We start from the raw sequence: 25,176 nt of genomic DNA, 5'->3' as shown, positions 1-25,176 counted from the left end.
TGACCTAAACTTGGCCTTGCGGCTAAGACTGACTCAAGCGCTTTAAGGTGTAAATAAGGTCGAGAGCTTGCCGCGGAGAGAGCTCATCAGGAGATATGTTCGCAAGGGCATCGACAGCAGGGTTAGGTTTATCTGGAAACAGCAGTTCTGCTTGGCCTTTTGGCTTTGCCTCTGATGCAGCCTTTGATGTAGCTTTTGTTGTAACTTTCGGGGTGCTTGCTGCCTTATCAGGCGCACTCTCTTCTCCTTGTGTCATAATATGAGAAGATTCGAGCGCGGCGAGCTTTTGGCGTGCGGCTTGAATAACGGTTTTTGGAACGCCCGCTAACTGGGCTACCTGCAGCCCGAAACTTTTGCTTGCTGCACCTTCTGAAACCGTATGCATAAAACGAATGGTATCTTCAAACTCAACAGCATCTAAATGCACATTCACGACACCTTGCTGTGTATCTGGCAGCTCGGTAAGCTCAAAATAATGAGTCGCAAAAAGGGTATAGGCATTCAGCTGCTTGGCAAGGTAACTTGCGCATGCCCACGCCAGTGAGAGCCCGTCGTAGGTACTGGTTCCACGGCCTATTTCATCCATTAACACCAATGAGTTTTCCGTGGCGTTATTGAGAATGTTAGCGGTTTCTGTCATTTCTACCATAAAGGTGGAGCGGCCAGAAGCGAGATCATCAGATGCACCAATGCGGGTGAAGATACGGTCGAGTTTACCAATGTGAGCATGTTGTGCCGGCACGAAACTACCCACACATGCGAGCAGTGCAATGAGAGCCGTTTGACGCATGTACGTAGATTTACCCCCCATGTTAGGACCGGTGATTATCAGCATGCGCCGTGAGCTATCTAGCTGAAGCGGATTAGCAATGAAAGGCGCTTTCATTACATTCTCTACGACAGGGTGTCGGCCGTCTAGGTAAGTAAGTGCACACTCGTTACTGAGCTTCGGCCTATGCCAATCAAGGGCAATTGCCCGTTCGGCGAAACAACACAGCACATCAAGCTTTGCTAGCGCAGCGGCACTGTCTATCAGGTTATTTAAGTAAGGCGTAAAGTCATCAAATAGTGCCTCGTACAATTTTTTCTCTAGGGCAAGCGCCGCCCCTTGACTACTAAGTACCTTGTCCTCGTGCTCTTTTAATTCAGGAGTAATAAAGCGTTCGGTATTTTTGAGCGTTTGGCGACGGATATATTCTGCGGGTGCATTTGCACTATTGGCGCGGCTAATTTCAATAAAAAAGCCATGCACTCGGTTATATCCCACCTTAAGGGTAGAAATACCAGTACGTTCTCTTTCTCGACGCTCCATTGCATCAAGATAGTCAGTAGCACCCTGAGAGAGCGCGCGTAACTCGTCTAATTCTTCGTTGTAGCCAGGTGCTATGACGCCGCCTTCTCGAATAATTACCGGCGGGTTATCAATGATGGCGTGATTAAGCAGTGTCTGCAGCTCGGGATAAGTGCCGATGGTTTGACTAATTTGTTTTATTTGGCCAGTTTCAAAGCGCGATAATGCGTCGCGTAAATCAGGCAATGCGTTAAACGCGTTTTTCAACCTGGCAAAATCACGAGGTCGCGCAGAGCGAAGGGCTAAGCGCGCCATAATACGTTCAATGTCGCCAATGTGTTTTAAGGCGCTGCGAATATCGTCAGGGTTATCGTCAATAAAGGCATCAACGGCGTCTAATCGACTCTGTAGCTCATGTTGGTCGGTTAACGGTGAGTGAATAACACGTTGCAACATACGGCTACCCATCGCCGTTGTGGTGGTGTCCATCACACTAAAAAGCGTATTTTCTTGACCGCCAGATAAGTTATGAGTGAGCTCTAAATTACGTCTTGTCGCTGCGTCTAACTGAACGCGGCTGTCTTGCTGTTCGGTTTGTATTTGCCTGATATGGGGTAGGGCCGTTCGTTGGGTGTCTTTTACATATTGCAGCACACAGCCCGCAGCACCTAACCCTTTAGTTATACCTTTAAGGCCAAAACCATCAAGGGTCTTGGTCTCAAACTGCAGATTCAACTGCTCATCTGCGGTATCAATGTCAAACTCCCACTCAGGACGACGTCGTAACCCCTTTCTGTTTTCTATTAGCGATACATGCTCAAATCCCTCTGGGTAGAGCAATTCAGCAGGGTTGACTCGTTGAATCTCGGCGAGCAAGTTCTCATCATTATCGCATTCAAACACCACAAATCGCCCGCTAGTCACATCCAGCGTGGCTAGACCATAATGCAGTGTGTGGCCACACACTGCGGCTAATATATTATCCCGTCGTTCTTCTAAAAGCGCTTCGTCGGTGACAGTACCTGGTGTGACAATACGCTGAACTTGGCGTTCTACGGGACCTTTACTCGTAGCGGGGTCGCCTACTTGTTCACAAATTGCCACCGATTCACCCATTTTAACTAATCGGGAAAGGTAACTTTCTACCGCGTGATAAGGTACGCCAGCCATAGGGATGGGATCGCCGCCAGACTTGCCTCTAGCCGTCAATGATATATCGAGAAGGTCTGCAGCTTTTTTGGCATCATCAAAAAACAATTCGTAAAAATCGCCCATGCGATAGAACAAGAGAATATTCGGATGCTGCGCCTTAATCGTAAGGTACTGGCGCATCATAGGAGTATGTGATTCCAAAAAAACGGCCTCGATAGATATGTTTATGGTGTTAGTGCGTATGGTAACAAATAAATGATAAACTCTGTGCAACAAAAAGCACTGACGGTAGATTGATATGACCACACCATTTTCAACGGTTTCTAAACCAAACGCCATACCCGTAATGCTTGATAGCGCATTAAATACCCAAGTCATGGCGATTGGTGATGTGTTGCGTAAAAAGGGGTGGACAATATCGACTGCTGAATCGTGCACCGGCGGCGGCATTGCTTTTGCGTTTACCAGCGTTGCAGGCAGTTCAGATTGGTTTAATCAGTCTTGGGTAACCTATTCTAATAAGGCTAAAATGCAGGAGCTGTTCGTAAACACTGAGACCCTTGAAACGCATGGGGCTGTATCGCAGCCGACGGTGACTGAAATGGCGCTTGGTGTGCAAAAGCGATGTGGAGCAAACGTGGTGGTTACGGTTAGCGGTATTGCTGGGCCTGGTGGCGGTACTGACAGCAAACCTGTAGGCACTGTGTGGTTTGGTTTTATTTGTGGTGATGATGCTTTTCAAGTCAAGCAGGTGTTTAGTGGCAACAGGGATGAAGTACGTGGTGAAGCGGTAGCCTTTGCCATTAACTATGTGCTGAAAATGCTTAGTACTAGTTAAGCAACACATCTTAGGCCGAGTTGAAAAAAATAATTAAAACACTGGTTGAAACTGTATGCTTGTACAGTATAGAATGCATGCAGAAATTGTTAGGGTATAGATGTGGTTTGTCGTTCTAGCGTTTTAATATTGACGAACGATGTTGTCGCAGTGGTTCAGTATTTATGAATGAACTCAAGGCAGCCTGAGATAGATAAGCTGCTGGCAAATAAATTGCTGGGCAGATAAGCAGCTGGGCAAATTAACAACAAAGTAAACGAATAACAGCGCAAACAAGTAGTAAGCAAAGCGAGAATCATAAGCAGTAAGATGTTTTGAAAGTTAAAATATAAGGAACGTAATAAAACATCCTTATATTTTCATTTTTACTCACATTCATGTTCCAACTCTTGTTGATAATAAACGCAATGTGACGCGCAAAAGATAAGCATAGGCATAGTTAAGATGACAGATCAAAATAGAACCAAAGCGTTAGATGCAGCGCTTTCTCAAATTGAAAAACAATTTGGGAAAGGCTCAATTATGAAGTTGGGCGAAAACAAGACAATGGATGTGGAAACTATTTCTACAGGCTCCCTTGGGCTAGACATTGCTCTTGGTGCGGGTGGTTTACCACTTGGCCGAATTGTTGAAATTTACGGTCCAGAGTCATCAGGTAAAACAACCTTAACCCTTGAAGTCATTGCTGAAGCGCAGCGCCAAGGCAAGACTTGTGCGTTTGTCGATGCGGAACACGCGCTAGACCCTATTTACGCGGAAAAACTTGGCGTTAACATTAACGAATTATTAGTATCGCAACCTGATACTGGTGAGCAAGCGCTTGAAATTTGTGACATGTTGACACGCTCTGGCGCTGTTGACGTTATTGTTGTCGACTCCGTAGCAGCGTTAACACCGCGTGCCGAGATTGAAGGCGATATCGGTGATTCACACGTAGGTCTTGCTGCGAGAATGATGTCTCAAAGTATGCGTAAAATTACGGGTAATCTGAAACGTTCGAATACAATGATGATTTTCATCAACCAAATTCGTATGAAAATTGGTGTGATGTTCGGAAGCCCTGAAACTACAACAGGTGGTAATGCACTTAAGTTTTACGCGTCTGTACGCTTAGACATCAGAAGAATTGGTTCGGTAAAAGAAGGTGACGAGGTTGTCGGTAACGAAACTCGCGTTAAAGTCGTTAAGAACAAAATTGCGCCTCCTTTCAAGCAAGCTGAATTTATCATTAGATATGGTGAAGGTATTTCTAAGCACGGCGAGTTAATTGACTTAGGTGTTAAGCACAAGTTAATCGATAAAGCCGGTGCATGGTATAGCTACAACACAGACCGTATCGGTCAGGGTAAAGCGAACAGCATGTTGTTTTTAAAGAATAACCCTGCCGTGTCGGACGAGATAGAAGCTAAGCTAAGAGAAATGTTGCTTCCAGGCAAAATCGTTGAAGATAAAAGCGAAGAGGCTGGTGAAGAGTCATAAGCACCACCAGAAATAGCATCTTACTTAAATGATTTGTGAGAAGCTCAATCCTCTTAAAAATAATTAAAACCGCCATCAAGGCGGTTTTTTTGTATCTGCAGATTGTTTATTTTTCATCTGTCTACCGCTTGAGTCATCTACCTTCTTGTTTACTTTTTATATCTATCAAACGTTATCGATAACCAAATAGAAAATTAACGATATCGTTAAATAGAAAACATTTACTAACATTTTTCGCCTGAATAACCCTTGTTTACATGACCAATAAGAGGAATGCTGTAATTAATAACAAAAAGAAAAGACTAATAGTCTGCAGAGCGTTCCATTGAAGCGTAAATTAAATCGATAAATTGTACAGCGATAAAAAATAAATCGATAAATAGTACAGCGATATATAGAGAAGTGATAAATAGAATGTTCAAGCAGTAGCTCAAGCTATGAAAATTGTATGTTTATGCAAAATAAAGTATTTCTAATAAGATAAAAATAAATAGTGTAATGCTGCTTATATTGTAAGCATCACTGAACATCATCGGTTTATGAATACGCGAGTCGCTAGCATAAATCGTCACTAACAAAAGAGAAGAGGGAAGGTCCATGATTGAAATAGCTGGCCTCGCTAAACGTTTTGAGGTCGAGAACCCGAAAAAGCTTAGCGAACAAGAGAAAAAAGATCCGCGTTTAAAGGGGCGTTATTTTCAGTCTGTTCGGGATGTGTCTTTTACATGCCAAAGTGGAGAGGTTCTTGGTTTGCTTGGTCCCAATGGAGCAGGTAAAACGACCACGCTTCGTATGTTATCAACGGCACTTCGTCCAGATAGCGGCAGCGTGCTAATAGATGGTCAAGACATTTTGGCAAACCCTAATGTTGCTCGTAAAAAGATAGGCTTTTTATCGAGTTCCACAGGTTTGTATGGTCGACTTACTGGTAGAGAAAATATCAGCTACTTCGGCGAACTGCATGGATTATCGAAAAGTACGATTGAAGCTCGTATTGAAGAAATGGCAGACTTACTTGATATGCAGAGCTTCTTAGAGCGGCGAGCCGAAAACTTTTCATCCGGTATGAAGCAAAAGGTATCAATAGCGAGAGCGGTTATACACGAGCCTTCACTTGTTGTGCTCGATGAGCCCACCACGGGTTTAGATATTATGGCTACCAGCACCGTAATGGAATTTATTCAACGATTAAAAGATAAAGGCACACCCGTTATTTTCTCTACTCACCATCTCGATGAAGTGCAAACGCTGTGTGACAAAGTCACCGTCATCAATCAAGGTGAAACGGTATTCAATGACTCACTAGCGGCGTTCAGCGCACTGTCCGATGGCCAAATGCACAAGAGTTTCCTTAAAACACTAGAAACAGAATCACAGGAGAAGAGCAATGTGGTTAATCTTTAAGAAGGAATTTAAAGAATTATTGCGGGATAGAAAAACGATCATCTTTATGATCTTGTTACCGCTATTATTGTTCCCCGCGATCTTTGGTGTGGGCATTTTCTTTATGAGTAATGCCGCTGAAAAGGCAGAAAACGAAATTTTAAAATATGCCATTGTTGGTGAAGCTTATGCGCCAGATATTGTTGAGTCGTTCAGTCAGGCTTCTGATAAGTTTGAGCAAGTCGCTATTGACGGCACCGCTACCAATAAAGAAGGCTACGCAACGCTGATTAAAAACGAAACCTTAGACTTCGTGCTAGTAATACCTGAAACCTTTAACCCTGATATTTTGACATCAGGGCAGCATAAAATTGAGCTTTATCTTAATGACGCTGGGCTTAATAAAGTGTACGGACGAGTAGCTGAAATTATCGATGTATATATGGATGAGTACCAGCTTTCTGCATTTACGCAGTTAGGTTTAAATGAATCTCAGCAGGAGGCGCTGCTAAAACCCATTTCAATTGAAAAACAAAATATTGCCGATGACAGAGAAGTGTGGGGAGAGCGTATTGGTGGCTTCCTTCCTTATTTCATATTCATATTGTGCTTACAAGGTGCTATGGCACCAGCGGCTGATTTGGGAGCAGGGGAAAAGGAAAGAGGAACACTGGAAACCTTGCTTATCTCACCAATGGACAGGTACAAACTTGTACTGGGTAAATTCTTTACGGTAAGCGCTGCGGGGATCATTACTGCCCTCATCACCGTATCGTCCATGGCTCTGTGGGGAATAGTGTTATCACAAGGTATGGCCATCGAATTTGTCGTTGAAGTGATGTCCATGATTGGCATTGTAGATTTTGTACTTATATTTCTTATGTTGGTGCCTGTGGTGGCAGTATTCGCAGCTATTTTGCTTTCCCTGTCTATCTATGCGCGTTCATTCAAAGAAGCACAAAGCTATATGGGCTCGCTAATCATGGTGGTTATCTTCCCTGTGCTGATTGCTATGATGCCTGGTGTAGAACTAAAGGGTGCGTGGGTGTGGGTCCCGTTAACGAATGTAGCTCTCGCGATGAAGGAACTGTTTAAGGGCACTATGGATTACTTTGCGCTGTTTGGTATTTTTACTTCCACAGCCGTTATAGCAATAGGCCTTATCATGTTCTGCATTCATTGGTTCAACAAAGAAAAAGTACTATTTAGATAGCCAGTGTACTGGTATCAGCGCGAGCGCCCCGTGTGGTTGGAAGGTGGTTAATCCTACCAGCCACACGGGGCGTTTTTTTATGGCGTGGAATATTTTCGAAGGCCGGATATTTGGCTAATACAAAGGACGTGTTTCATACCTCAAAATCGATTCGTTTGATAATACCTTCCCAGCCAGGAGGGATCTTTCCTTGAAGAACGTATGAGTAGGCGAGCAGCTCTGCGATAACAAAATACAAGGACTCTGGGATATCCTGGCCTACATCAAGTGTGGCAAGTACTTCACTTAAATAAGGGTCTTCATGGATAAGTATTCCTGTTTCTTCTGCCATAGCGATGATGGCTTCGGCGAGGTCGCCATATCCCTTTGCCACCACTTTGGGCGTATTTTTTTTGTCGCCTCCTTCGTACTTGAGGCCTATGGCACGTTTAGCCTTGTTTTGCTTATCTGAACTCATCGCAATAACTCATTTACCATTTTTACGCTTCTTTTGAAAAAGGGAGACTCAACAGAGCGTTTCCAAGGGGAACGCAAAAAAGAGAAGCATTCAAAACACGCTTCACACTTTGGTCTCAAAAATATGATGAGGACGGCTATTGAGTGTGTCTGGTATATGGCCGCGCTGAAAACTCGAATTTTCTACATGAAGCCCCAGCCCTTCTAACCGTTTGGTTAAATACGGCAGTGTATCTGCAATCCTTGCCAGAATAACGTCATTTGACGCATACAAGTCGAGGGTTATTGACTCTTTATCTATTTTTGATTTGGCAAGCACCTGACCTGTATCGCCGATATCCAATTTCATAGTGACGTTCCATAGCCCCCGCTGAGCATTATTTTCTTGCTGTTGATGCTGTTTGTGATTTTCGCGGTAGATGAGCAGTTCTGGTGGCGTGCTGTGTTGAGACAGCGTGGGCAGCACGTAATAAAAAGCATCTTGACCTTGAATACGTGAATCTGCTTGAGTTACTTTGCTTTGCTGATGATTGGCAAGCAATGTTTTTAATTGAGCTAACAGCTGCTGACGGCCATCTAACTGGTTTACATCTTGGCTAACCCTGCTTGGCTGAGTGTTACTTCCCACGCTTGCCAAGGTTTTGGAGATAATAGAGTCAGGTGCATCTATTTGCGACTTCAGACTGGGCTGTCGCTGCAGGGCTCTTCCCGCTAGTGCGAGTTGAACAAGTGCAACAAGTCCTTGTACAAAACTCGATACCGCAACGGGAGAGGTCAGCGTTGATGGCGTTGCCAAAAGTGCTGGGCTGTTTAGCAGCGTTTGAATACGCTGAGGCAATGACGAGTCAGACCCTGACGTTCCGGTCTTTAAATTAGCGTCTTTAACCTCTTTGTCCTTTCCCGTGCTGTCAGTAGATTTCACGTCAGACTCGGCTAAAGCACTTGCCATTTCTTTGACTAGCGCGTTTCGTTCACTAGTGCTTATTTGTTGCTTGCTGGTGTTATTTGAGAGTTGCTGCAATAGATTATTAAACAGCTCCACCGAAGCGCTTTTTGCTTCAGATTTTATCATTTGAGCAATGGATCCCAGTGTGGGCTTTGTTGCGTTTGCTTCTTTGGTCAACTGGGTGTTCGCTGTGTTTTCCACCGCATTTGCAACCTGAGTAGAAGGTGCCTTTTGTGCAGGCAATCCCTGAGATGTTTCAAGCTGTGGCTTGTTTAGCGCCGAAGGCGACGCCGAGCGAACGTCTATGCTTTTTAGTTGCTGTATTAATTTGGACAGTGCAGATGACGTATCTTGTTGAGCTATGGAATTACCTTGTACTTGCCCAAGAGCGCTAGTGTTCGGTCTATTCTCTACAATGGACACTAGGGCTGTAAGGGCACTAGCGGTGCTGCCAGTTTGATTTAATAAAACACGGGAGAGTGAGTGAATGGCGTTATGTACATCACTGCCGCTAAGTGACTCAGGTGCAGTTTTAATACTGGCACTGTGAGCATTATTAACACTATGAGAGCTATGTAATGACGCATTAGGTGCTAGCCGTGAACTTGCCTCTTTTCCCGCTTTTAATATTTCAATGCCAGTAAGTTGAGATATCGGCAGGCTTTTAACATCTACATTACGCAGCTGCCCTGTGCTCAATACAGGCAATATGTCCTTGGCTAAAAGTGAAGCTGAAGCCGGTAGTGAAAATGTGGTTAGCACGCTATTTTTTGTAGTGTGAACGTTTAGTGTAGCGCTTGCTGCGTCCTTTGTATTTAAGGAAAGTAGACTTACGGCTTTTAAGGTGTTGTTGCCAAAACTTGAGGTAGAGAGCGACGCCGAGCCAGGGAGAAGCTGCTTTAACGCTGAAGGAACACTGCGCTCTTGAGATATCGCCACACCGCCTTGTTTAAGTGCCTGCTCAATAAGTTGGTATTGAGCTTTAGCACTTATATTTCCTAGTGATAGGGAGTCTAAGTTTGTGCGCTGCTGTGCAGAGCTCTTGCCCGTTAACTCGTTGGCGATATTATTTAAACTAGTGTGTAGGGTTAGCGCAATATTCCCACTTTGCGTCCTGTTAAGGCTGATGGAAACGCCTTTGCCAATAAGGTTTTGAAGTGATGCCATTGACTTAGCGTCTAATTGCGCCAAGGGCAAATGAATTGAGTTACCCCCCTCTATACCAAGGGTTACTTCTTTACTGGTAACAGAATGTATTTGTGCCCTAAGCGATACGGCGGCTCCTTCAGCGTTCTTTAAAGCTTCTGCGATTGCTTTAAACAGCTGACCTTGCTTATCCAAAGGAATGCTCGTGCTCTGCGATGTCACCTCTACAGACGTCAATGCAGCTTGTACTGCGCTGTTTATTCCAGAAGCCGTCGCTCCAGAGTTATTTACTCCCAAAGCACTTGTCCCAGAGCCGAGGGATATGAGTTGAGGCTGTTGTATTCCTTGGCGAGAAACAGTATCGGGGACACGTAAATTTGCTTTTAACTGGGGAGTGCTTAGGGCCAATACATTATCTGGAAGCCGAGCAACAACTACCTTAGCGGCGTTATCAATTGCTACCGCCCGTGATAGCGGGTTGCTGCGGGGTTGATTCGTAGCGCCTTGTCGAGTAAGTGCTTGGCCTGTATCAGCGGAGACAGGAGTGGTATTTTGACTGCCAGCAGCGCTCGCAGCGCCTGTTTGCCCTGTAGATTGTGCTGTTGTTTTCAGTACACTCGCGAGAATATTGGAAAGTTGCGACGTCATGTGAATGGTATCGGCCTTGGCATGTTTTTCCTTAGCTGAGTAATTAATAAAGGCACAATCGATTATTATAGTAAAGCCGGTTAAAAGCCGCCTGCTAAACCAGTTATTAGCTCACCGATTAATTCGCTAAATAACTCATTTTTTGAAAAGCATACGAACAACCCAGTTAATGTTGTAGATAGCGTGGGATATAAACAATAAATCGTTAATAAAAAAGACAAGAAAACTGTTGAAGTAAATCATATTTAATTGATATTCGCGACTGCGAAAATGCCATCCTGTGATAAACTAGCGCCAATTTTTAGAGTTAGTAATTCGTACAGAAGGTAGACGTCGTAGTGCTAAAAGCGTGTGAACTGACATGCGTAAAAAGAGACAGGGTCTTATTCGAAAATGTTTCATTGGCGGTCAGTGCCGGTGAGCTTCTGTATGTCCGTGGGCCTAACGGAGCGGGTAAAACCAGCTTACTTCGAATTCTCACCGGGTTAAGCACGCCTGAATCTGGCACCGTATTGTTTAACGGAGAAGATATTGCAGATTCTTCGTTTTCGTATTTGTCGACGTTGTTATACCTAGGCCACAAGAGCGGGACCAACGGCAGTTTATCTGCATTGGACAACTTAACGTTTTGGCTAGCTCAACATCAAGTGAAATGCGAAGAGAGCCAACTTTTCGATGCATTAATGCGTATAGGGCTAGTTGGTCTTGAAGACGTGCCAGTACGGTTCTTGTCGGCGGGTCAGCAGCGAAGAGTAGCCCTTGCCCGTTTGTGGTTAAAACCCGCTGACGTATGGATCCTCGATGAGCCTTTTACCGCATTAGATGTTAAAGGCATAGCGTTGCTCGAAGAGCGAATGAAATCTCATGTTGAGCGTGGTGGCGTTGTCATAACAACCTCTCATCAGCCGCTGTCTGAATCCGCAGGCGAGCACAGCGTATTTGATTTGGAGTATCGGTTTTAATGTCGCTGTATCAGGGAGTCTTTAAACGAGACGTTCACATTGCGTTTAAACAGAAGGCTGAGCTACTTCAACCGCTTATGTTTTTGCTGATGGTAGTTACCATGTTTCCACTTGGTGTCAGCCCGTCTCCTGAAACCTTACAACGCATTGGTCCTGGGGTGCTGTGGATTGCGGCAATCCTGTCATCATTGATGGCCATGGAGCGAATGTTTCGAGACGATTTTCAAGACGGCACCATGGAGCAATACGTGCTCTCAGGTATGTCTCTTGCGGGGATTAGTGCTGTGAAGGTGTGCGTGCATTGGCTGGTGAGTTTTATTCCCATGCTCGTGCTGTCACCGCTATTAGCCATGTTTTTAAATTTAACGTTTGATATGTACGTGGCGCTACTAGCAACGTTGTTTCTAGGTACGCCTCTACTGTCGTTAATTGGTGCAATTGCAGTAGGTTTAACGGTAGGGTTACAGAAAGGTGGTGTGTTGTTAGCATTGCTGCTAATCCCTGTTTTTATTCCGTTACTCATTTTTGCCACGTCAGCTGTGGATTCTGCCGCACTTCAATTACCTTATTATCCGCAACTTGCTATTATCGCGGCCATGCTGCTGCTGGCACTAGCAATAGCACCTTTTGCGATAGCGTATTCTTTAAGAGTGAGTCAGAACTAATGTGGAAGTGGTTACATCCTTACGCAAAAACAGAGCGAGCTTATCAGCTTTGCGTAACATTACAGCCTTGGCTTTGGGCCGGCGCAGGCATTGCTTTGTTTGTTGGCACGCTGTGGGGACTTGCGTTTGCGCCACAGGATTATCAACAGGGTGATTCATTTCGTATTATTTATATTCACGTGCCAAGCGCCATATTGTCTATGGGCACGTATGTAGCCATGGCAGTAGCGGCACTCGTCGGTATGGTATGGCAGTGGCGCACGGCTTACATGAGCATGATTGCCATGGCGCCTGTTGGCGCTGTAATGACATTTATTGCCTTGTTCACCGGTGCTGCATGGGGCAAGCCCATGTGGGGCGCGTGGTGGGTATGGGACGCGCGGTTGACCTCAGAGCTTATTTTGTTGTTTTTATATTTTGGTGTTATCGCGCTTTACGGTGCATTTGAAGATAAACAGCAAGCTGGCAAAGCCGCAGGGGTTATGGCGTTAGTAGGGGTAGTGAATATTCCCATTATTCATTACTCAGTTGAGTGGTGGAACACCCTTCATCAAGGCGCCACAATTAGCAAATTTGACAACCCTTCGATAGCACCTGAAATGCTGTGGCCACTACTAATTAACCTACTTGGTTTTGCATTTTTTATTGGTGCAGTAACCACAGTTCGCTTACGCAATGAAATTGTGCTGCGAGAAATGCATCGTCCTTGGGTGCAAGCGCTTGCGAAAAAACAGGTAAAAGGGGCTCAGTAGTATGCAATTTGAATCGTTGACAGACTTTTTTGCGATGGGCGGGTATGCCTTTTACGTATGGATATCGTTTTTTGTCACGTTTGGCAGCATGGCCATCATAGCAATACAAAGTTATGTAAAACAAAAAACGCTGCTGTCTACAACGCTAAAAGAACAAGAGCGAAGAGCCCGAATTAAGCGTGCCCAGCAGAGCGTGTAAATTGGGCGCTTAAAATTAGCGCACTGTATAAGGCGTGCTATCAACAAGACACAATTTTCAATTTTCCAAATATCGAAGTGAGATAGTTGCATGAACTCGAGACGAAAGCAGCGTTTAACTGTAGTGGCTTTAATAGGCCTTCTAGTTGCTAGTGCAATTGGACTGATGCTCTATGCATTAAACGACAGCATTGATTTATTTTATACGCCAAGCGAAATCATTGAGGGTAAAAATGGAATAAAGCCAAAGGTAGGACAACGTTTGCGGATAGGCGGAATGGTGGTGCCAGGAACGGTAAGCCGCGACCCAGATAGTTTAGCGGTCAGTTTCGACCTTGAAGATACAGGCCCTGCTGTTACGGTGACTTTTACCGGTATTTTACCGGATTTATTTCGCGAGGGTCAGGGCATAGTGGCAACGGGCGTATTAACAGACTCAAGACAGATAAATGCTCAGGAAGTACTGGCAAAACACGATGAAGAGTATATGCCGCCTGAATTGGCAGAAAAAATGAAGGGTATAAAACACGTTAAGCCGGAAAATAAATCCGGTTACGGTTCTTCAGACGCCAGCTCTTATGGGAAAAGCACTTACGAAAGCGGTGTATCGGGCAATGAGCCTTCGAAGGCAAATTCAACCACGAGCATGAATGAGGGGCAGTAAGTCATGATACCTGAAATTGGTAATATAGCGCTTACACTGGCGCTAGTACTATCCATTTTGTTGGCGGTATATCCACTTTGGGGCGCCCATCGTCAACATGAAACCTTGATGGCAACGGCCAAGCCCTTAGCGATTGGCCTATTTGTTTTCACGCTAATTGCTTACGTGTGCCTCACATATGCTTTTGTTACCGATGACTTTAGCGTTGAATACGTTGCCCAACACTCGAACAGCAAACTGCCTATTTACTATAAAATCACCGCGGTGTGGGGTGGTCACGAAGGCTCGTTTTTATTGTGGGTACTGATGCTGTCGCTATGGACTGTTGCAGTGGCCATATTTAGCCGAGGGATCCCCCTTGCTATGGTCGCTCGAGTCCTATCGGTGCTAGGAATGATCGGTATCGGTTTTTATTTGTTTATGCTGCTAACGTCAAACCCGTTCAACAGCATGCTGCCGTTTTTTCCTGTTGATGGGCGCGATCTCAATCCGCTGCTGCAAGATTTTGGTATGATTATCCATCCTCCTATGCTGTACATGGGATATGTAGGTTTTTCTGTGGCGTTTGCATTCGCAATCTCAGCGCTAATTTCAGGACAACTCGACTCTACATGGGCTCGGTGGTCTCGTCCTTGGGTGATTGCTGCATGGGCATTTCTCACTGTTGGTATCGCACTAGGCAGCTGGTGGGCGTACTACGAGCTTGGCTGGGGAGGCTGGTGGTTCTGGGATCCAGTAGAAAATGCGTCTTTCATGCCATGGCTAGTAGGTACTGCATTAATGCACTCCTTAGCAGTAACGGAAAAGCGTAAAGCCTTTAAGTCTTGGACCGTTTTGTTGGCCATTGCTGCATTTAGCATGAGCTTACTTGGCACCTTTTTGGTTCGCTCTGGGGTCATTGTGTCTGTGCATTCCTTTGCAAGCGATCCTACCCGAGGTTTATTTATTCTCGGTATTCTTATTGTGCTCAGTGGTTTTGGTTTACTGCTTTACGCAATGCGTGCTGCGTCACTGAAAAGCCCGGGCAGGTATCAAGCTTTCTCACGGGAAGTGTTACTGATGGGAAACAACGTATTCCTCTGTGCTGCAACGCTAGTGGTATTGCTAGGGACCCTATTCCCACTTGTGCATAAAGAGTTGGGGTTGGGCAGTATTTCGGTGGGTGCACCGTTTTTCAATCAGATGTTTACGCTGCTTATCGTTCCTTTTGTGCTTATCCTTGGCCTTGGGCCGCTTACCCGTTGGAAGCATCAAAAAGCTAGCGAGCTTAAAAAACAGTTGCTTATAGCGCTGGGCATTGCGCTAAGTGCAGGCATACTTGTGAACTTCGCCTACGACACGCCAAGCTACATGGGTGTGCTTGGTATGGTACTGGTGTTTTGGATTTTGGTGATGACTGTGCAAGAAGTTATTCAGCGGGTATCCTCAATGCCCAGTGACATGAGCACACTGACGTCGCTGAAAAAACTGACGCCTAGCCACTGGGGTATGGTGCTAGGTCATGTTGGTTTTGCTATTTCAATTATTGGTATCACTCTAGTGTCTAATTATGAGCTTGAGCGTGATATTCGTATGGATGTTGGCGAGACAGTGAGTTTAGGTGGTTATGACTTTACTTTTACCGATGTAAAGCGCGCCGATGGACCAAATTATAATGCCGACGCAGGTATTTTTGATGTGTATAAAAACGGCGAGAAGGTCGTTAGGCTTGAGCCTGAAAAGCGTCTTTACACCGTGCAGCGTATGCCGATGACCGAGGCTGCAATTCACTCTACAGTTACACGAGATGTGTTTATCGCCATGGGCGAGCCATTAGATAATGGGGCTTGGGCAATACGGATATACATTAAACCGTTTGTTATCTGGCTATGGGCTGGTGCCGTAGTAATGGCGCTGGGCGGCGTACTGTCAATTAGTGACAAGCGCTACCGAATTGCGAAAGTGAAGAAAGTAAAAGCGGTATTGAGTAGAAGCACAACAGATAAACCTGAAGGGAATGCAATATGAAGAATGCGCGTTTAGTCGTCATTCCACTGGTATTATTTTTATTGCTGGTTGTCTTTTTATTCAAAGGGTTGTTTTCAGACCCTCGAGAGCTAGATTCTCAGGTGAAGGATAAAGTACTGCCAGCGTTCTCACTGCCAGATCTTATGCAACCAGACATAACCTATACCCCAGAGAGTTTAAAAGGACAGGTGACGCTACTAAACGTGTGGGGCGTATGGTGCGTAACGTGTGCGGTTGAAATGCCTTATTTGACTGAGCTGAAAAATGAGAAAGGCGTTCATATTGTCGGTCTCTATTTTGACCAAGATTTAGATCCAGATTTTGGCACTAAGACTCTCAATAGAGTGCAACAAGAAGTGACATCCATGTTGAGCCGATACGGCAATCCGTATGCGTTTAATATTTTTGATGTGTATCGCGATACATCACTAGATTTGGGTGTTACAGGCGCACCAGAGCATTTTGTTATTGATGCCCAGGGCGTTATCCGGATGCATCATATTGGTGACATTAATGAGCGGGTTTGGAAAAACAAAGTAGGCCCACTGTACAATCGGTTAGTGGCAGATGCATCGACAGGCAAGTTTGATAGTAATAGTGATAAGACAAGTATTAGTACCAACGCAAACGCTAATACTATTAGCGCGGAGGTAAAGTAATGCGCCAGTATATAACGTCGTTGCTCATTGCCTTGAGGTTAAGACCCTTTATATCAAGCGCTTTAATGATAAGCGCGCTGGCTTTTGCTAGTACCCTTTATGCAGCAGAGGACAACTTTTCATTTGAAACACCAGAGCAACGGGCGGCGTTTTTAACGTTGACTGCGGAACTGCGCTGCCCTATGTGTCAGAATCAAAACATAGCGGATAGTGACGCTATGATCGCTCATGATATGCGCCGCAAGGTATATACCCTTCTTAAACAGGGCAAAAGTGAAGCACAAGTTATTGATTATATGAAGACGCGGTACGGGGACTTTGTTCACTATCAGCCACCGGTGACAATCGCTACCATGTGGCTATGGGCTGTGCCGGTGTTGTTTGTTTTTATCGCATTACTATTTATCGTTAGACGTAAGTCAGCCTCACCGCCTGAGGACATGGCAGCAAAATTAGCCAAAGCCGATGCAATGTTGGAGCAAGATAAAGAATGAGTTGGTCTGAGTTTTATTTAATTGTTTCTGGGCTTATTACCCTCGTTCTTTTAATTATCGCATTTCCGTTTTTACGCAATAAAAATCATGCAAAACGAGATAGCCTGAGCAATACGCAAATTATTAGACAGCGCCTGGTAGAATTGGAGCGCGAAGTAAAAGAAGGGCTAATTAGCGAAATAGATAAGCGTCAAGCGGTGGACGAGTTAAAAATTGCCCTTGTTGACGAAAGTGCTTTTACAGCAAAGAAAACCGGCACCGCGCCTCTTGTGCTGATTGTAGGTGGGTTCATTGCGCTCATTTGCGGCGCCGTGGTTTACTCTCAAGTGAATCAAATGAGCCAAGTCAAGCGCTCAACGGATGCAATTGCTGCGCTGCCTCAATTGAGTCAGCAACTTGCGAACGGCAATGCGAACAGTCTGACTCAACAGGATATTGCTGATTTAGCCCTCGCTATTCGCCAGCGCCTTCGCGACGACCCGAGTGACGATACTGGATGGATGTATTTAGGGCGTTTGATGCTAAGTATAGGGCAAGAGGTGCAGGCGATAGAGGCTATCGATAGAGCTACCGTTTTGGCTCCTGCCAACAGTAGTCACAAAATTACGCTTGCGCAGGCTTTGATGACCACTGGTGATGTGAATAACCTTCAAAGGGCACAGGGTATATTAAACGGCTTGTTAGCTGATGCTCCAGATAACGACAATCTTGCTTTAATGATGGCCGTGGTATCTGCACAAGTAGGTGATTTAGCGCAGACTAAACGTTATTATGCTCAAGTGAAGGACAAGCTTCCCAATGGCAGTGATATGCAGCAGCGTCTAACGGTTCGTATCGCTGAGCTCGAAGGGCGAGCTAGTGATATGGCGCAACTGACTGGCAGCACTAATGCCAGCACTGACGGCAACATGTTGGCATCAGGTGAATCAAGCAATATGTCAGACACTGCGTTATCTGAGCCATCAAAAATGAAAACTGGCTTTACTATCAAGGTAAAATTGTCCGAAGAGGCGAAAGTAAAAGCGCCTAAAGAGGGCTTTCTCATCGTATTTGCACAAGATGCTCTATCAGAAAATAGAATGCCTGCTGCGGTAGTAAAAATGCCCATTGGTGCTATGCCTGCGGTGGTGACACTTAGCAATAAAAACGCAATGATGCCGCAATACACTTTAGGCTCGCTTTCTGACATCACTATCACAGCAAGGCTGTCTATGGATGGGGATGTTTCTATTTCATCAGGCGAGTGGCAGGGCAGTACTTCAGCGCAGGTTAAACAAGGGCAAATGCCTGAGTTAACCGTCATCATAAATAAGGAATTGTAGTAATGGATATAACCAGGCAACTGGTCGCTGGCGCTTTAGTCATAAGCAGCCTGTTAGGCGGATGTGCAACAAATAACGCATCCCAACAAACTTCAGAGGTTTCAACAAACAGCACACAGGTGGATTCATCAGACCCAAGAGACCCACTTGAACCAGTAAACCGTTTAATGTGGGATTTTAACTGGGAAGTACTTGATGCTTATATTGTGCGCCCTCTGACCGTTGGTTACGTGACAGTGATGCCTCAGTTTGCAAGAACTGGGTTGCTAAACGCCTCACGGAACTTACAAGAGCCGGCTAACTTTATGAACAATGTGTTCCAAGGTAAGGTGGATGATGGTTTAGATAGCTTGGCCCGTTTCCTATTGAACTCTACCGTGGGTTTACTTGGTACTATCGATGTTGCTGAGAACATTGGTATATCTCGCAAGGACGAGGAGTTTGGCGAAACGTTAGGCGTGTGGGGTGTTGATACAGGGCCCTTTATGATGCTTCCGGTGTTGGGACCAAACGACCCTCGAAGTTTCACAGGTCAATTTGTTGATGGCACGGTATACCCCATGGCGGTTATTGCCAGCAATTTTTTCATCGCTCGCTACGTGGTGTCTCTACTTGAAACTCGTGCTCAAGTAATGGCGCAAGAAGCGCAGCTAGAACAGTCGGTTGACGATTATGCGTTTATCAAAAACGCCTATTTTGAAAACCTAGCCTTTCGGGTAACCGATGGTAAAAGTGGCGATAAGGCTATTGATGAAAAGCAGCTAGATGATTTCGCTGACTTTGAGGCTATGCTAGAAGATTCAAGCTTTGATGATTACGAATATGAAGAAGAGCAAAGCGAAGATGACCAGCAAAGTGATAAAGCTAAAGCGTCAGAAGATAGCGATATTATAGATAATTAAAGAGCATTCAAAGCTCTCGAGCGCATAAGTAATAAAAGCTTACTTTCAGCAATGCTACAAGCTCAAGACAAATAAAAAACCATGCGTAAGCGCATGGTTTTTTTGCATTTAAATGTGTCTAACCGATGGCTAATCTTTTGGATAACCCGTTGGGTTCTGCGACTGCCAATTCCATGTGTCGGCACACATGTCTTCTAATCCTTTATCTGCATTCCAATTTAATTCTTGGGCCGCTTTTGTAGGGTCAGCATAACAGGCGGCTACATCGCCACTTCGTCTCGGTGCAACCTTGTAAGGCACCTTTTTGCCAGAGCCTTTTTCAAATGCTGCTATCATTTCTAGCACAGAATAACCCTGACCTGTGCCGAGATTATACTTATCTAATCCCATATTAAGATTGAGTCTGTCTAGCGCTTTCAAGTGGCCATTCGCTAAATCGACAACGTGTATGTAATCTCTAACACCCGTTCCGTCAACGGTGTCGTAGTCATCGCCAAATACACTAAGCTGCTGAAGTTTCCCTGTGGCAACTTGAGAGATGTATGGCATCAGGTTGTTTGGGATCCCGTTAGGATCTTCACCGATTTGGCCAGACTTATGTGCACCTACTGGATTAAAATACCGCAGCAACACAATGTTCCACTCGTTGTCTGATCCATAAAGGTCGCTAAGCATGTGCTCGACCATCAGTTTTGACATGCCGTAAGGGTTTGTTGGGTGACCTGTAGACATATCTTCACTAAGAGGAAGGGATGCAGGGTCGCCGTATACAGTGGCTGATGAGCTAAACACAATGTTCTTCACATTATGTTTTTGCATTGCCTTGCATAGCGTTAGCGTGCCGTACACATTATTTTCGTAATAAGATAACGGCTTAGCCACCGATTCACCTACCGCTTTAAGTCCGGCAAAGTGAATAACGGCAAAAATGCTGTGCTCACTAAAAATATCATCTAATACGGCGGTATCTCGGATATCACCTTGTACAAAAGTAACTGACTTCCCAGTAAGGCCTTCAACCCGTCTCAACGACTCAGGACTGGCATTGCATAGGTTATCGAGTACAACGACGCCGTAGTCTTGTTCGAGAAGCTGTAGAACGGTGTGGCTACCGATGTAACCCGCACCACCAGTAACTAAGATGGTTTTCATTCATTTTCCTTGCTTGACGGTTGCGCTATGTATTTAGCACATATGGAGTATTGGATAGGCTTTATTACCAACGGATAAAGTAAAAATACCACAAATGCCCACAGTAGCGATGTCCAATTTGTAGCCGTTTGAAGAATAAAGGCAAAAACAGGCACAATAACGAGTAGCTTTAAGACATTCAGTAGCGTTTTTTCTGGTACGGAAAGCCGCTTTGATGCTTGGTCAAGCAAACGAGCTCGCTCGGCTAAGGGTAAACCTTGTAGCGCAGGGATATTACGTGTAGAAAAATAAAACGTCATCATTCACTCTCAATAAAAAACTTACTTATAATTAGGGCCTGTTCACCTTTGCTGTACAAGTTTTGGACTAAATGTACAGCAAAAGACAACACGCCCTTAGCAGTTCGCGCCCAATAAAAAACCGCCGAAATATAACTATAACGGCGGTTATTGTAGGTCAATATTCTACTAGTTAAAACAGCGTAAAAATAAAACTGTTTTAACCTGGAAAAATATAGTCAACTTTTACGTTTTATTTTGGATCCCAGCTTTTTCCCAGAAGCGTGATTTAACGCTAAGAAGGGCAATCACAATACCTACGGCAATGCTGAATAAGGCTATTTGTAGATAAAGATTAGGCATCTCTTTTACATTTTCAGGGTCGAAATTACCAGAAAGAAGACCGGCAATGATGTTACCAATTGAATAGGTCAATACGAATACACCCATCATCTGTCCAGCAAAACGTTTAGGCGACAGCTTACTGACCGCACTTAGCGCCACAGGGCTTAAGCATAGCTCGCCCACTGTATGTAGGAAGTAAGTTGTTACCAACCACATAGGCGCTACTTTTAGGCCTTGTGCGGCATATTGTGATGCCATAAACATGACCAAGAAGCCTGACGCCATAATGATAATGCCGACGGCACATTTGATGGTGTAAGACGGGTCGATCATACGCTTTGCAAGGTTTATCCAAAGCGCGGCAAAAAACGGCGATAGTATGATGATAAACAATGAGTTTGACAGCTGGAACCACACCGTAGGTATAGCAGACATACCAAACCAAGAGGTAAGGAAGGAACCATCGCTTAACACACGGTCGGTATAATTCTGGGCAAACAAATTAAGTGAAGAGCCCGCTTGTTCAAAACCAGACCAAAAACATGCCGAGGCTACACATACTAGGAATAGCGCCCACATGCGTCTCTTTTCGTTTTCTGATAAGTCGCCTTTGAAGTAAATAAAGCCAAAATATAAAAAGAAAATAGCAGTAAAGAAGATAGCCACTTTTTGTGCAAGCGCGATAGGTTCGATAACAATGCTACCCATGTGAGCCATGATGATGACAGCAATAGCTGCCGCAACAACCACAAGAACACCTGTCCACGCTCGTTTTCTGGCTACGCCTTGATAGGCATTTGCCGGGGCGACCGATTCCGCTGAAAGCGTACGGCTGGAGAAATAGTATTGAATTAGACCAATTGCCATACCCACAGCAGCGGCGCCAAAGGCGTAGTGCCAGCCCCAGTTTTCTTGAAGGTAGCCGGTGACCAAGTACGCAATCAAAGAGCCAATATTGATACCCATGTAATAAAGTGCATAGCCACTGTCACGGCGACCGTCGTCTTCCCCGTACTGCTGACCGACCATGGCAGAAATATTAGGTTTGAGTAACCCAGTTCCTGATGCCACTAAAATTAGACCAACGAAGAATAGGTTTTGCAAATCAATAGCAAGTACTACGTGCCCTGCAAAGATAATAAGGCCGCCGTACCATACCGCTTGCTTACCGCCAATTAGTCTGTCAGCTAACCAACCACCGGGTAAGCCAAGAAAGTAAACGGCACCGGTGTATAAGCCATAAATTGCACCCGCTGTCGCGACGGTTAATCCAAGTCCTTGGGTTTGAAGGCTTGCTGTCATAAAAAGTACGAGCAGGGCGCGCATACCGTAATAACTCATGCGTTCCCACATTTCAGTGAAGAAAAGCGTTCTTAGGCCCCCTGGATGACCGAAAAAGCTTGTATCGATAGATGGTTTCATAATTATTTTTTAATTCCACATTGCTTATGGTTGTTATTGTAGAGCTCTATATTGGTCGGCTCTTTGATAATGGTCCGAATACGGATAACTTCTTATACTAGAGGTGGCGATAAGACACAAGATTTCGCGTGCAAACTTCGAAAGCCAAGTGTCAACCGACCAAGTATTGAACAATGCTGAGCAAAAGCGGTCGGATGACATTTATCTTAATTCTACGAGAAAATTACAGCTCTCGAATCGTTGCTACTATGATGCGTGCAATGCCATACAGTAAAAGTAGCGCTACGCCGAAAAGGACAAGATTATACAAAATAGTGGGGTAGGAATTGTCATCGGGTAGGGTGGATGATTCCACTGTCACCAGATGCTGTAGTTTTTGATAAGCTTCAACCCGAGCGTTTTCGAGCGTGATTAAAGAAGATGAATATGCCTGAATGGCCAGCTGTAGCTGGACTTGCAAATTGCTGTATTGTGCCATTAATTCACTCACAGAAAGGCTTTGCCCCGGTCCTTCGGTAGTGCTGATTTTTTCTTTCTGCTTTTCTACTTCTTTTTGAAGTGCACTGATTTCTCGCTTTATATTAATTACCTCTGGAGCCATGTTCGACATCATTGTGGCCATGGTGCTCAGTTCGGCTTTTTTCTGCGCAAGTGTCGCTTCAAGAGAGAAGGCTATCTGTTGAAACGCAGCGCCTTCGGCGGTGGGGTCTAAAACATTATATTTTGACTGAAAGCCCAAAATCTCTGTTTTTGCATTTTGAAGTTTTTGCTCTACAATTTCGTGCTCGCCTTTCGCGAATACCAGTTTAGATTTAGCTAAGTTGTTATTGATAGTATTAATAAATTGTTCAGCTTTCTCTACGATAGCCTGGTTAATTACTTGTGCATACTCAGCGTTAAAGGCCCGTGTACGCAATGTAATTACCGAAGACGTAGAATCAACACTTACGTCAACGTGGTTAAGGTAAAATTGATAAAAGTCTTCTTGTTTATGCTCTGAGGATAGACCGCTGAACATGTCTGCCTCATCAGAGGTGTAGTGGTCACGCAATTGAATAGTGCTGTCTAGATACCTAATCATATCGGCAGACTGGATATAGGCTTCTACTAAAGAGCTTTCGTTACCGCTCCCACCAGATACGCCAGCAGCCATAAGAAGAGAAGATGGGTCGAAACTGCTGCCACCATCACTTGATTTTACAATTAACTGACTTTGACTTTCATACTGAGGCGCTGCCCAAACGATAAGATAAAAGGCATAAAGCACCCATGGCAGAATAAGAAGTGCGGTTTTATTCTGTTTAAGAAGAGTGTTTAGCTGTGTAAGAGATTTTTCCACGGTGTTAAACCTATTTAAGTGATTTCTTATTGTCCGCATCCTGCGTATACACGTCGATGCCTTCTTCAAGATCTTGATAATATGTGAGCTTTCCATCATCAATGATGACAGCTGAAGTACAAAACTCTCGGATTTGATCTAATTCATGGCTCACCATAATGACGCCGGCCTGTTTACTTTTTTCTTTTAATGAGAGCCGGGCTTTTTTACGAAAAAGTGGGTCGCCAACGGACGTTGCTTCATCGATAAGGTAAATATCAAAATCGATGTTCATACAGCATGCAAACACAAGCTTTGCGCGCATACCCGAAGAATAGGTGCGAACAGGAAGGTCGAAACGATTGCCTAACTCGGCAAATTCCTGAACCTTTTCTTCATATTCGGGAAGAGAACGAACATTGTTAATCCTTCCCACAAAGCGCGTGTTCTCACGCCCTGTCATTTGTGGGTGAACGCCAGTGGCCAGTGCCACTGGCCAAGACATGGCTTTATTAGTGACAACGCGGCCTCTGTCTGGATATTCACTTTTAGCGAGCATGCGAAACAGCGTAGATTTACCCGCCCCGTTTTTACCTAAAATAGCCACATTATCTTCGCTTGGGAAATCGAAGTTTAAATTCTTAAAAATGTACTGCGGTCCCATTTTACTGGGATAGCTTTTGGTTAAGTTTTCTATCTTTATCATCTAGATAGCACCCTTTTCCATGTGATGTGGTACATCGAAAGGCTTAAGAATAAGAAAACAACGGTAATTTCGATAGCAAAGGCAAGTGATACACCTTTATGGCCATAAGACTCAAAACAGGCATAACGTGCTAGTTCGTTGAAATGCACTAGCGGATTCCATGTTAGATACGGCCAAAACTCTTCTGGTAAGTCTTGCAAACTGAAGAATACACAGGAGATAAACATAAGCGGCCGTGTAAGCATCGACTTAATTTTGTCCACTTCAGGTACAAATGCTGCTGCAATGGCAAACATAAGACCAATCGAGATTGAAAATATCCATAAAAGTAGAAACAAAAAAATCAAAAGTAATGGGTCATGAACAACGAATGTTTCTCCCATCAGAAAAAGTGCCAAGGCTAGGAGCATAACAACAACCACTTTTACTGAAAACTCTAGGAACCCAGCAGTGATAATGGCAGATATTGGCTGAACTTGTCTAAATGCATAAAGGGGTTTGTTTCGTCGCACCGATGTTGACACCGACTGTAAACACGTTGTGAGAGACTGCAGGCCCACCATGCCTACCATCATAAAGATAAACAATGGAACAGAGTGAATGTCACCACCACTGATAAGACCCCGAAGATAAGACAATGCAAAAATAAATGCGAAAGGCTCTAAAAATGCCCACCCCAATCCAAATTTGTCATTGAATTTGCTTTGCAACTCGCGAAGGAAAAGCGCAAAGACTACGCCTCTCCATGCATAGAGTTGTTCTTTAAACGTTACCATTA

Annotated in this window: 23 protein-coding genes; 14 read left to right on the top strand and 9 right to left on the bottom strand. The window is 44.6% G+C overall.

The features are described 5' to 3' along the window. Window positions 1-22: 22 nt before the first annotated feature. The gene (mutS, locus tag AC27HD_RS05900) at window positions 23-2,626 is read right to left on the bottom strand and encodes a DNA mismatch repair protein MutS (protein WP_487104702.1); all 2,604 of its coding nucleotides are present in this window, start codon (window positions 2,624-2,626) and stop codon (window positions 23-25) included. 115 nt (window positions 2,627-2,741) lie between these two features. Between mutS and AC27HD_RS05895 the strand changes: the two genes are divergently transcribed. The 4 genes from AC27HD_RS05895 to AC27HD_RS05880 all read left to right on the top strand — a co-directional run bounded on the left by AC27HD_RS05895 (window position 2,742) and on the right by AC27HD_RS05880 (window position 7,356). Continuing rightward, on the top strand, window positions 2,742-3,281 hold the full coding sequence (locus AC27HD_RS05895; protein ID WP_487104416.1) for a CinA family protein: 540 nt from the start codon (window positions 2,742-2,744) through the stop codon (window positions 3,279-3,281). Window positions 3,282-3,725: 444 nt separating this feature from the next. Beyond that, window positions 3,726-4,760 (top strand): recombinase RecA, encoded by a 1,035-nt coding sequence (gene recA, locus AC27HD_RS05890; protein WP_032094305.1) that lies wholly within the window; start codon window positions 3,726-3,728, stop codon window positions 4,758-4,760. A gap of 597 nt (window positions 4,761-5,357) precedes the next feature. Next, window positions 5,358-6,164, top strand: a complete 807-nt coding sequence (locus AC27HD_RS05885; RefSeq protein ID WP_032094306.1) for an ATP-binding cassette domain-containing protein — start codon at window positions 5,358-5,360, stop codon at window positions 6,162-6,164. After that, window positions 6,148-7,356, top strand: a complete 1,209-nt coding sequence (locus tag AC27HD_RS05880) for an ABC transporter permease (protein ID WP_487104413.1) — start codon at window positions 6,148-6,150, stop codon at window positions 7,354-7,356. Before AC27HD_RS05885 ends, AC27HD_RS05880 begins: the two co-directional genes overlap by 17 nt. A 133-nt stretch (window positions 7,357-7,489) precedes the next feature. Here AC27HD_RS05880 and AC27HD_RS05875 read toward each other — a convergent pair whose 3' ends face one another. Together AC27HD_RS05875 and AC27HD_RS05870 are read right to left on the bottom strand one after the other, a co-directional pair. Then, complete coding sequence (locus AC27HD_RS05875; protein WP_032094308.1) at window positions 7,490-7,813, bottom strand: EscU/YscU/HrcU family type III secretion system export apparatus switch protein; 324 nt, start codon at window positions 7,811-7,813, stop codon at window positions 7,490-7,492. A gap of 102 nt (window positions 7,814-7,915) precedes the next feature. After that, the gene (locus tag AC27HD_RS05870) at window positions 7,916-10,552 is read right to left on the bottom strand and encodes a flagellar hook-length control protein FliK (protein ID WP_487104411.1); all 2,637 of its coding nucleotides are present in this window, start codon (window positions 10,550-10,552) and stop codon (window positions 7,916-7,918) included. A gap of 338 nt (window positions 10,553-10,890) precedes the next feature. On the opposite strand from AC27HD_RS05870, the gene ccmA reads away from it, so the two are divergent. The 10 genes from ccmA to AC27HD_RS05820 all read left to right on the top strand — a co-directional run bounded on the left by ccmA (window position 10,891) and on the right by AC27HD_RS05820 (window position 19,177). Continuing rightward, the gene (gene ccmA, locus AC27HD_RS05865; protein WP_487104409.1) at window positions 10,891-11,514 is read left to right on the top strand and encodes a cytochrome c biogenesis heme-transporting ATPase CcmA; all 624 of its coding nucleotides are present in this window, start codon (window positions 10,891-10,893) and stop codon (window positions 11,512-11,514) included. Further along, entirely contained in the window at window positions 11,514-12,179 is a 666-nt protein-coding gene (gene ccmB / locus AC27HD_RS05860) for a heme exporter protein CcmB (protein WP_487104407.1), read from the top strand. Before ccmA ends, ccmB begins: the two co-directional genes overlap by 1 nt. After that, on the top strand, window positions 12,179-12,931 hold the full coding sequence (locus tag AC27HD_RS05855; RefSeq protein ID WP_487104405.1) for a heme ABC transporter permease: 753 nt from the start codon (window positions 12,179-12,181) through the stop codon (window positions 12,929-12,931). Before ccmB ends, AC27HD_RS05855 begins: the two co-directional genes overlap by 1 nt. 1 nt (window position 12,932) lies before the next feature. Beyond that, window positions 12,933-13,130, top strand: a complete 198-nt coding sequence (gene ccmD / locus AC27HD_RS05850; protein ID WP_032094313.1) for a heme exporter protein CcmD — start codon at window positions 12,933-12,935, stop codon at window positions 13,128-13,130. Between the two features lie 90 nt (window positions 13,131-13,220). Further along, a complete protein-coding gene (ccmE, locus tag AC27HD_RS05845; protein ID WP_487104403.1) occupies window positions 13,221-13,793 on the top strand; it encodes a cytochrome c maturation protein CcmE in 573 nt (190 codons plus the stop codon). A gap of 3 nt (window positions 13,794-13,796) precedes the next feature. Next, a complete protein-coding gene (locus AC27HD_RS05840; RefSeq protein ID WP_487104401.1) occupies window positions 13,797-15,800 on the top strand; it encodes a heme lyase CcmF/NrfE family subunit in 2,004 nt (667 codons plus the stop codon). Continuing rightward, a complete protein-coding gene (locus AC27HD_RS05835) occupies window positions 15,797-16,459 on the top strand; it encodes a redoxin family protein (protein WP_487104399.1) in 663 nt (220 codons plus the stop codon). The genes AC27HD_RS05840 and AC27HD_RS05835 overlap by 4 nt, the downstream gene beginning before the upstream one ends. 65 nt (window positions 16,460-16,524) lie before the next feature. After that, on the top strand, window positions 16,525-16,953 hold the full coding sequence (locus AC27HD_RS05830; RefSeq protein ID WP_487104700.1) for a cytochrome c-type biogenesis protein: 429 nt from the start codon (window positions 16,525-16,527) through the stop codon (window positions 16,951-16,953). Beyond that, on the top strand, window positions 16,950-18,275 hold the full coding sequence (gene ccmI, locus AC27HD_RS05825) for a c-type cytochrome biogenesis protein CcmI (RefSeq protein WP_487104397.1): 1,326 nt from the start codon (window positions 16,950-16,952) through the stop codon (window positions 18,273-18,275). The genes AC27HD_RS05830 and ccmI overlap by 4 nt, the downstream gene beginning before the upstream one ends. A gap of 2 nt (window positions 18,276-18,277) precedes the next feature. Next, a complete protein-coding gene (locus tag AC27HD_RS05820; RefSeq protein WP_487104395.1) occupies window positions 18,278-19,177 on the top strand; it encodes an MlaA family lipoprotein in 900 nt (299 codons plus the stop codon). A 129-nt stretch (window positions 19,178-19,306) separates the two neighbouring features. Here the strand turns inward: AC27HD_RS05820 and galE are convergent, their stop codons facing one another. The 6 genes from galE to AC27HD_RS05790 all read right to left on the bottom strand — a co-directional run bounded on the left by galE (window position 19,307) and on the right by AC27HD_RS05790 (window position 25,174). Then, complete coding sequence (gene galE / locus AC27HD_RS05815) at window positions 19,307-20,329, bottom strand: UDP-glucose 4-epimerase GalE (protein ID WP_163105184.1); 1,023 nt, start codon at window positions 20,327-20,329, stop codon at window positions 19,307-19,309. Beyond that, window positions 20,326-20,628 carry a DUF6170 family protein gene (locus AC27HD_RS05810; RefSeq protein ID WP_032094319.1) on the bottom strand — a complete coding sequence of 101 codons (303 nt, stop codon included), beginning with the start codon at window positions 20,626-20,628 and terminating at the stop codon, window positions 20,326-20,328. The genes galE and AC27HD_RS05810 overlap by 4 nt, the downstream gene beginning before the upstream one ends. A gap of 225 nt (window positions 20,629-20,853) precedes the next feature. Continuing rightward, window positions 20,854-22,374 carry a peptide MFS transporter gene (locus AC27HD_RS05805; protein ID WP_269517570.1) on the bottom strand — a complete coding sequence of 507 codons (1,521 nt, stop codon included), beginning with the start codon at window positions 22,372-22,374 and terminating at the stop codon, window positions 20,854-20,856. Between the two features lie 223 nt (window positions 22,375-22,597). Continuing rightward, the gene (locus tag AC27HD_RS05800) at window positions 22,598-23,713 is read right to left on the bottom strand and encodes a KpsE/RkpR family capsule polysaccharide export protein (protein WP_487104392.1); all 1,116 of its coding nucleotides are present in this window, start codon (window positions 23,711-23,713) and stop codon (window positions 22,598-22,600) included. A 10-nt stretch (window positions 23,714-23,723) separates the two neighbouring features. Beyond that, window positions 23,724-24,398: an ABC transporter ATP-binding protein gene (locus AC27HD_RS05795; RefSeq protein ID WP_334063290.1), complete on the bottom strand. Its 675-nt coding sequence runs from the start codon at window positions 24,396-24,398 to the stop codon at window positions 23,724-23,726. Continuing rightward, window positions 24,395-25,174 carry an ABC transporter permease gene (locus tag AC27HD_RS05790; RefSeq protein WP_487104390.1) on the bottom strand — a complete coding sequence of 260 codons (780 nt, stop codon included), beginning with the start codon at window positions 25,172-25,174 and terminating at the stop codon, window positions 24,395-24,397. The genes AC27HD_RS05795 and AC27HD_RS05790 overlap by 4 nt, the downstream gene beginning before the upstream one ends. Window positions 25,175-25,176 lie beyond the last annotated feature (2 nt).

Source organism: Alteromonas sp. 4NS20-0143 (genome assembly GCF_057542855.1).
Note: the sequence above shows the minus strand (reverse complement) of the source record. Positions and strands in the feature narration are given on the sequence as shown.

What these genes read in the sequence shown, in the direction of transcription:
- AC27HD_RS05795 (WP_334063290.1), bottom strand. Translation starts at nt 24,398, where the DNA reads ATGATAAAGATAGAAAACTTAACCAAAAGCTATCCCAGTAAAATGGGA.
- AC27HD_RS05880 (WP_487104413.1), top strand. Translation starts at nt 6,148, where the DNA reads ATGTGGTTAATCTTTAAGAAGGAATTTAAAGAATTATTGCGGGATAGA.
- AC27HD_RS05830 (WP_487104700.1), top strand. Translation starts at nt 16,525, where the DNA reads ATGATAAGCGCGCTGGCTTTTGCTAGTACCCTTTATGCAGCAGAGGAC.
- ccmE (WP_487104403.1), top strand. Translation starts at nt 13,221, where the DNA reads ATGAACTCGAGACGAAAGCAGCGTTTAACTGTAGTGGCTTTAATAGGC.
- AC27HD_RS05870 (WP_487104411.1), bottom strand. Translation starts at nt 10,552, where the DNA reads ATGACGTCGCAACTTTCCAATATTCTCGCGAGTGTACTGAAAACAACA.
- AC27HD_RS05835 (WP_487104399.1), top strand. Translation starts at nt 15,797, where the DNA reads ATGAAGAATGCGCGTTTAGTCGTCATTCCACTGGTATTATTTTTATTG.
- galE (WP_163105184.1), bottom strand. Translation starts at nt 20,329, where the DNA reads ATGAAAACCATCTTAGTTACTGGTGGTGCGGGTTACATCGGTAGCCAC.
- AC27HD_RS05885 (WP_032094306.1), top strand. Translation starts at nt 5,358, where the DNA reads ATGATTGAAATAGCTGGCCTCGCTAAACGTTTTGAGGTCGAGAACCCG.
- ccmD (WP_032094313.1), top strand. Translation starts at nt 12,933, where the DNA reads ATGCAATTTGAATCGTTGACAGACTTTTTTGCGATGGGCGGGTATGCC.
- AC27HD_RS05810 (WP_032094319.1), bottom strand. Translation starts at nt 20,628, where the DNA reads ATGACGTTTTATTTTTCTACACGTAATATCCCTGCGCTACAAGGTTTA.
- AC27HD_RS05855 (WP_487104405.1), top strand. Translation starts at nt 12,179, where the DNA reads ATGTGGAAGTGGTTACATCCTTACGCAAAAACAGAGCGAGCTTATCAG.
- recA (WP_032094305.1), top strand. Translation starts at nt 3,726, where the DNA reads ATGACAGATCAAAATAGAACCAAAGCGTTAGATGCAGCGCTTTCTCAA.
- mutS (WP_487104702.1), bottom strand. Translation starts at nt 2,626, where the DNA reads ATGATGCGCCAGTACCTTACGATTAAGGCGCAGCATCCGAATATTCTC.
- ccmB (WP_487104407.1), top strand. Translation starts at nt 11,514, where the DNA reads ATGTCGCTGTATCAGGGAGTCTTTAAACGAGACGTTCACATTGCGTTT.
- AC27HD_RS05895 (WP_487104416.1), top strand. Translation starts at nt 2,742, where the DNA reads ATGACCACACCATTTTCAACGGTTTCTAAACCAAACGCCATACCCGTA.
- ccmI (WP_487104397.1), top strand. Translation starts at nt 16,950, where the DNA reads ATGAGTTGGTCTGAGTTTTATTTAATTGTTTCTGGGCTTATTACCCTC.
- AC27HD_RS05875 (WP_032094308.1), bottom strand. Translation starts at nt 7,813, where the DNA reads ATGAGTTCAGATAAGCAAAACAAGGCTAAACGTGCCATAGGCCTCAAG.
- AC27HD_RS05790 (WP_487104390.1), bottom strand. Translation starts at nt 25,174, where the DNA reads ATGGTAACGTTTAAAGAACAACTCTATGCATGGAGAGGCGTAGTCTTT.
- AC27HD_RS05840 (WP_487104401.1), top strand. Translation starts at nt 13,797, where the DNA reads ATGATACCTGAAATTGGTAATATAGCGCTTACACTGGCGCTAGTACTA.
- AC27HD_RS05805 (WP_269517570.1), bottom strand. Translation starts at nt 22,374, where the DNA reads ATGAAACCATCTATCGATACAAGCTTTTTCGGTCATCCAGGGGGCCTA.
- AC27HD_RS05820 (WP_487104395.1), top strand. Translation starts at nt 18,278, where the DNA reads ATGGATATAACCAGGCAACTGGTCGCTGGCGCTTTAGTCATAAGCAGC.